The organism is Corallococcus sp. 4LFB (assembly GCF_046520365.1).
Classification (GTDB): Bacteria; Myxococcota; Myxococcia; order Myxococcales; family Myxococcaceae; genus Corallococcus; species Corallococcus caeni.
This window is the reverse complement of record NZ_JBKGHJ010000048.1, coordinates 21,105-27,129: the sequence shown is the minus strand read 5'-3', so window position 1 is coordinate 27,129 and position 6,025 is coordinate 21,105. Positions and strand designations below refer to the sequence as shown.

Below are 6,025 nucleotides of genomic sequence, written 5' to 3'. Positions count from 1 at the left end.
GAGCACGGCCAGGCGCCGCGTCACCACGGCCAGGCCCACCGCCTCGGCCGTGGGCGTGAGCACGAAGCCGTCACCCGCCCACTCCGCGTCCGTCCGCGGCAGGGCCGTGAGCCGGGTGAGCGCCACGCGGCGGCTGGGAATGCCCCAGAGGGTGCCGGGCCGCGGCCGGCCGACCCAGGGCACGACCTGGCCGCTCAGGAATCCTGCTCCATGGCCCGCACGCGCGCGAGCGTGTCCAGGTCGCGCTCCGTGGGGCCCAGCTCCAGCAGCAGCCGGCTCACGTCGTAGAGCAGGTCCCCGCGCTCGAACACCTTCAGCCGGGGCACGTCCAGGTTCAGGTCGTCCGCGCCCTTGTTGTACGCGAGGTCCATCAGCGACCGGAGCTGGAACGAGTCGTAGAGGTTGTACTCCACCAGGTAGCGCAGGGCCTCCACGTCGCCGCGACGCAGGTACGCGCGCCACAGCAGCACCGCGTCGTAGCCGTTGACGCCCTTGAGGTGCGGCGGCCGGCCCACGCCCAGCTTGTCTTCAATCTCCTTCAGCCCGCCGCCCATCCCCAGCCGCCGCGTGACGAAGCGCAGGTCGATGTGCGCCTCCGGCACCGGGAAGTGCTTCGCGCCGAAATACTCCTTCAGCACCGGCACGTCGAAGCACGAGCCGTTGAACGTCACCCACAGCCGCCGCGTCGCCATCGCCTCCGGCAGCGCGTCCATGTTCCGGCCCTGGATGAAGACGTGCAGCCCCGCGGCGTCGAACAGGCTCACCACCGTGGGCACCTGCGTCTGGCTGCCGTCCGTCTCGATGTCGAAGTAGACGGCGTCGTCCTGGAACTCCGGGAACAGACGCCAGTGCTCGCGCGGCGGCACCAGGCGGGCCAGCTCCTTCAGGTCCTTGCGGGCCAGGGCCTCGCGCGCCTCCGCGATGCGCTGGCGGGCCACCGTGTCCGCCTTGCGGCTGATGACGATGCCGCCGTCCGGGAAGTCATCCCAGGTCCGGATGCCCTTGGACCACAGGTCCTTCTCGCGCCACGGCCCCACGCCGGGGATGTGCTGGAACGTGTGCAGCAGCATCAATCGAGCGCACCCAGCCTTCCCGCCAACAGGTCGTCCAGGAGCGGCACGTCCGCCTCGCAGAACGGCAGCGCCTGCATCTCCGTGGGCGTGTGGAACGCCAGCTGGTGCGCGCCCAGCGGCTTCGGCTCGCCGGACTTGAGCGTGGCCGCGTACACCGCCAGCTCCACCGTGAGGTCCGGGTACGTGTGCCGGCCCTCCCACAGGCGGCGGCCCACGGCCAGCTCCACGTCCAGCTCCTCGCGGCACTCGCGCGCGAGGGCGGCCTCGTCCGTCTCGCCCGCCTCGACCTTGCCGCCGGGGAACTCCCAGAGGAGCGCGCGGCTGCCGCCGGGGAGGCGCTGCTGGACCAGGTACCGCGGCCCGCCGTCTTCCAGGCCGGGCCGGGGAATCAGCGCGGCCACCACCCGCACCGTCCGGGGCACGGCGCGCGTCACCCGCGCGGCCCCTTCTTCACGTCGTTCAGGTCCAGCGAGTACAGGTACGCGTTGTTGGACAGCACGTACACCCGCGAGCCCACGACGAACGGCGGCGCGGAGATGCCCGTGCCCGGGTTCCACGACAGGCGCGTCTTGCCCGTCGTCGGATCCACGAACAGCAGCGCACGCTCGTTGGGCACCAGGAGCATTCCCCGGGCCAACACCGGCGCCAGCGCCGTCCTATCCTTGAGGGGGAGCGACCAGATGAGCTTCCCCGTCTCCCCCAGGTAGGCGTCCACGCGGCCGTCGCCCGTGGCGAACACGACTTCACCCCGGGACAGGAGCGACGTCAGGCCGCCCACGCTGGTGTTCCAGATGACGGCGCCGGTGTCCGCCTCCAGGGCGTACAGGCCGTTCTTGTACGACGCGACGTAGAGCCGCCCCGCCGCGTCGATGGCTGGCGTGGTGTCCACGTCCAGGAACTCCGTCCCCGCGCCCGACAGGGACTTCTCCCAGACGACGCCGCCGTCCTCCAGCTTGAGGGCGACGAGGAAGCCGTCGGAGAAGCCGACGTACGCGGTGCCCTGGTCCACCTTCGGCGCGGAGGCCCCGCGGATGGTGAAGCCGGACGGCGGGTCGCGCCGGTACTGCCACACCCACGTGCCGTCCGTCGCCTTCACCGCGAACACCGTGTCGGTGTCCGTGGCCACCAGCACCAGGCCGTCCGCGAGCACCGGCACCGTGGCCAGCGACTCGTTGGTGGCGTACTTCCACTTCACCGCGCCGGTGCGGCCGTCGAGCGCGTACAGCACGCCGTCGCCGCCCGGCATGTAGACGACGCCCTCGCTGGCGATGCCGCCCGCGAGCGCCCGGGCCCCCGTGCGGAAGGACCAGGCCACCTGCCCGTCCGGCCCCACCGCGCGGATGTAGCCGTCACGCGTCTGGGCGACGACGTTCCGGCTCTCCGGGTCGTACACCGGGGAGGCGGGCTCGCGCGGCGCGTACTCCAGCAGCGGGACCTTGTCGACCAGGCCCTTCCACCAGTCCACCTGGAAGTACTCCACCGGCGGCTGGCGGGGCGCCGCGGGCAGCTCCGGGTTGCCATACAGCGGCGCCCGCGCACACCCGGCCAGGAGCCCCACCCCGGCCACCATTCCCACCCACCGCTTCCACCGAGCGAGCCGCATGGTCATGAGCGCGCTACGGCTGCCCCGCGTCCGTGGCCGTGGCGGCCGGCGGCGCCGGCGTGGGCACCTTCACGCCCTCCGCGGCCAGCACCGCCATGCGCTCGGTGGCCTGGCGGGCCGCGGCGCTGTTCGGGTGCTCCGTCGGGATCTTCGACAGCACCTGCGCCGCCTCGTCCTTCTTGCCCTGGAGGATCAGCATGCGCGCCTTGTGGTACGCGCCCATGCCGACGAGGTACTCGCCGGTGTCCGCCTTCTCCATCTCCTCGAAGGCGGTGATGGCCTTGGCGTAGTCGCCCTTGGCCTCGTAGGCGTAGCCCTGGCCTTCCAGGGCGCTCGCGCGCAGGGCGTCGTTCGCCGGGGCGCCCTTGAGGAAGACGTCCAGGGACGCCAGGGCGTCGTCGTTCCTGCCCAGCCGGAACTCGGCCTTCGCCTGCGCCAGGGCGGCCGTCGTCGCCGAGCGCGTGCCCTCGTGCTCCTTGCGGAAGGCCGACAGCTGCTTCACGACCTCCTCGTCACGGGCCTGCACCGTCGCGAACGGGGGCTCCGTGGCCGTGGGGTCCGCCGGGTCCACGCCCGTCACGGGGCGGTCCAGGACGGTGAGGGCCTGGCCCAGGGCCATGGCGGCCGTCTCCTCGCCGCGCTTGGACACTTCGCTGACGATGGCGAACCCCACCGCGCCCAGCACGAGCACGCCCGCGCCGATGGCGAGGAACTTCTGGCGCTGCATCAACCAGTCGCGCGCGTCCGCCCCCACCTTCTGGAAGGCGTCCGGCTGGCGAAGCTCCTGCTGGCGAATCTTCTCGGTCTTCTGCTGGGCCACGATGAAGGGACCTCTCTCCGGCTCGACGGTGCTCTTCGCTCTGCTGGGAAAGCGGCGCACTGTAAAGAGCGCCCGCTGGGAGTGTCAACGCGTGAGCGCGGTCAGTCGCGCCCCGCGCGCTTCCCACCCTTGCCACCCTTGCCCGCCAGGTGCGGCTTCTTGCGCGCCTCACGCTTGGCCTTGCCTGGACGCTCGCGGAAGAGCAGGCGGATGGGGACCCGCAAGTCGAACGTCTTGCGGAGCTGGTTGGTGATGTACCGCTTGTACATGTCCGGCACGCCCTGCGGCTCGTTGCACGTGAGGGCGAACGTCGGCGGCGCCGCCGCCACCTGGGCGATGTAGTACAGGCGCAGCGGCTTGCCCTTCACGATGGGCGCCGGGTTGTTGTCCACCATGTAGTCCAGCAGCTTGTTGAGCTGGGGGGTGGGCGCCCGGAAGCGGAACTGCCTGGCCAGCTCCACCGCCACGTCCACCACCTTCTCCACCTTGGAGCCGTGCAGGGCGGACGTGAAGATGACCGGCGCGTAGCCCACGAACTTCAGCGCGATCTTGAGGTCCTCGCGGAAGGACTCCTGGCGGCGCTTGTCCTCCGCGATGAGGTCCCACTTGTTCACCACGATGACCAGCGCGCGGCCCCGGTCCATGGACAGGCCCGCGAGCTTCGCGTCCTGATCCACCGCCGGCTCCGTGGCGTCCATCAGCAGCACCGCCACGTCGCTGCGCTCCAGGACCTTCAGCGCGGCGATGACGGAGTACTGCTCCACCTGGTGCGCGATGGTCTTCTTGCGCCGGATGCCCGCGGTGTCCGTGAGGATGAGCTGGTTGCCCTTGTACATCACCTCGGAGTCGATGGGGTCGCGCGTGGTGCCGGCGACCTCGCTCGTGACGACGCGCTTCTCCTTGAGGATGGCGTTGACCAGGGTGCTCTTGCCCACGTTGGGCCGGCCGATGATGGCCACGCGGATCTTCCCGTCGTCCGGCGGCGCCTCCGCGTCCTCGCCCTCCTGCTTCTCCGGGAGCCTGGACACGACGGAGTCCATCAGGCTGCCCATGCCCAGGTTGTGCTCGGCGGACATGGCGTTCACGTCGCCCAGGCCCAGGCGGAAGAACTCGCCGGCCAGCGACTGCATCTGCCCGGTCTCGTTGTCCAGCTTGTTGGCCGCCACCACGACGGGCTTGCCCGACTTGCGCAGGTAGTGGGCGACGGCCTCGTCCGCGGTCGTCATCCCCGCGCGGGCGTCCACCACGAAGATGATGACGTCGCACTCCTCCACCGCGAACTGCGCCTGCTCGCGCACCTGCTTGAGCAGCGTGTCCTTCTCACCGGGGACGAAGCCGCCCGTGTCGATGAGGGTGAAGGCGCGGCCCTCCCACTCCGCGTCGGCGTAGTGCCGGTCGCGGGTGACGCCCGGCTCGTCCTCCACGAGCGCGATACGCCGGCCCACCAGGCGGTTGAACAGCGTGCTCTTGCCCACGTTGGGGCGACCGACAATGGCGACCAGCGGCTTCATGGAGTCTCTTTCGACAGCGACGACGACTTCAGCGGCGACGGCTTCAGCGGCGACATCACTCGTAACCCAGCTTCCTCAGGCCCGCGGCGCGTTCGCTCCAGCGGGCCTCCACTCGCACGCGCAGGTCCAGGTACACGTGCGCGCCCAGCAGGCGCTGCACCGACTTGCGCGCGTCCGTGCCGATGAGCTTCAGCATCTGCCCCTGCTTGCCAATCAGGATGGCCTTCTGGCTGTCTCGCTCCACGTAGATGGAGGCCGCGATGCGGATGAGGCCGCCCAGCTGGCCGGGGGGCGTGCCCGGGCGCGGCTCGCGCTCGGACTCGTCGAACACGTCCACCAGCACCGCGGTGGAGTACGGGATCTCCTGGCGGCAGTGCCGGAGCACCTGCTCGCGGATGTACTCCGCCACCAGCACGCGCTCCTGCTGGTCCGTGAGCATGTCCTCCGCGAAGAGGGGCTCGCCTTCCGGCAGGTGGCCCAGCACGACCTGGAACAGGTGCTCCACGCCGTCCTTCTCCCGCGCGGAGATGGGCACCACCTCCGCGAAGGGGAACTCCTGGCCGTAGAGGGCGATGAGCGGCAGCAGCTTCGACTTGGGGATGGAGTCGATCTTGTTGATGACCAGGAAGGTGGGCTTGCCCACCTTCTCCAGCCGCTCGAGGATGGAGCGGTTGCCCGGCGTCACGTCCAGCGTCTCGCCCTGGGGCGGCTCGATGAGGAAGAGGACCAGGTCCACCTCCTCGGCCGCGGAGAGGGCGGCCTCCACCATGTAGCGGTTGAGCTCTCCCTTGGCCTGGTGGATGCCGGGCGTGTCGAGGAACGCCACCTGCCCTTCCGGACGCGTCACCACGCCCAGGATGCGGTTGCGGGTGGTCTGCGGCTTGGGCGAGACGATGGCGATCTTCTCGCCGGTGAGCGCGTTGAGCAGCGTGCTCTTGCCCACGTTGGGCCGGCCGATGAGCGCGGCGAAGCCAGCGCGAGGGGTCTTCTTCTGGGACTGAGAGGCCATACTTCCGGA

General features: G+C 70.6%; 7 protein-coding genes. All 7 read right to left on the bottom strand.

The window, feature by feature from the left end; genetic code table 11:
* Nucleotides 1-183: hypothetical protein (locus ACLEQD_RS08195; RefSeq protein WP_410382962.1), on the bottom strand; the 183-nt coding region annotated here is incomplete at its 3' end.
* An 11-nt stretch (nucleotides 184-194) separates the two neighbouring features.
* Nucleotides 195-1,070: a ribonuclease H-like domain-containing protein gene (locus ACLEQD_RS08190; protein ID WP_410382961.1), complete on the bottom strand. Its 876-nt coding sequence runs from the start codon at nucleotides 1,068-1,070 to the stop codon at nucleotides 195-197.
* Nucleotides 1,070-1,507, bottom strand: a complete 438-nt coding sequence (locus tag ACLEQD_RS08185; RefSeq protein ID WP_410382960.1) for a (deoxy)nucleoside triphosphate pyrophosphohydrolase — start codon at nucleotides 1,505-1,507, stop codon at nucleotides 1,070-1,072. The genes ACLEQD_RS08190 and ACLEQD_RS08185 overlap by 1 nt, the downstream gene beginning before the upstream one ends.
* On the bottom strand, nucleotides 1,504-2,643 hold the full coding sequence (locus tag ACLEQD_RS08180) for a PQQ-binding-like beta-propeller repeat protein (protein ID WP_410382965.1): 1,140 nt from the start codon (nucleotides 2,641-2,643) through the stop codon (nucleotides 1,504-1,506). Before ACLEQD_RS08180 ends, ACLEQD_RS08185 begins: the two co-directional genes overlap by 4 nt.
* Nucleotides 2,644-2,689: 46 nt before the next feature.
* On the bottom strand, nucleotides 2,690-3,496 hold the full coding sequence (locus ACLEQD_RS08175) for a tetratricopeptide repeat protein (protein ID WP_410382959.1): 807 nt from the start codon (nucleotides 3,494-3,496) through the stop codon (nucleotides 2,690-2,692).
* Nucleotides 3,497-3,597: 101 nt separating this feature from the next.
* Entirely contained in the window at nucleotides 3,598-5,007 is a 1,410-nt protein-coding gene (gene der, locus ACLEQD_RS08170; RefSeq protein WP_410382958.1) for a ribosome biogenesis GTPase Der, read from the bottom strand.
* A gap of 55 nt (nucleotides 5,008-5,062) precedes the next feature.
* The gene (gene era / locus ACLEQD_RS08165; RefSeq protein ID WP_171416582.1) at nucleotides 5,063-6,016 is read right to left on the bottom strand and encodes a GTPase Era; all 954 of its coding nucleotides are present in this window, start codon (nucleotides 6,014-6,016) and stop codon (nucleotides 5,063-5,065) included.
* Nucleotides 6,017-6,025 lie beyond the last annotated feature (9 nt).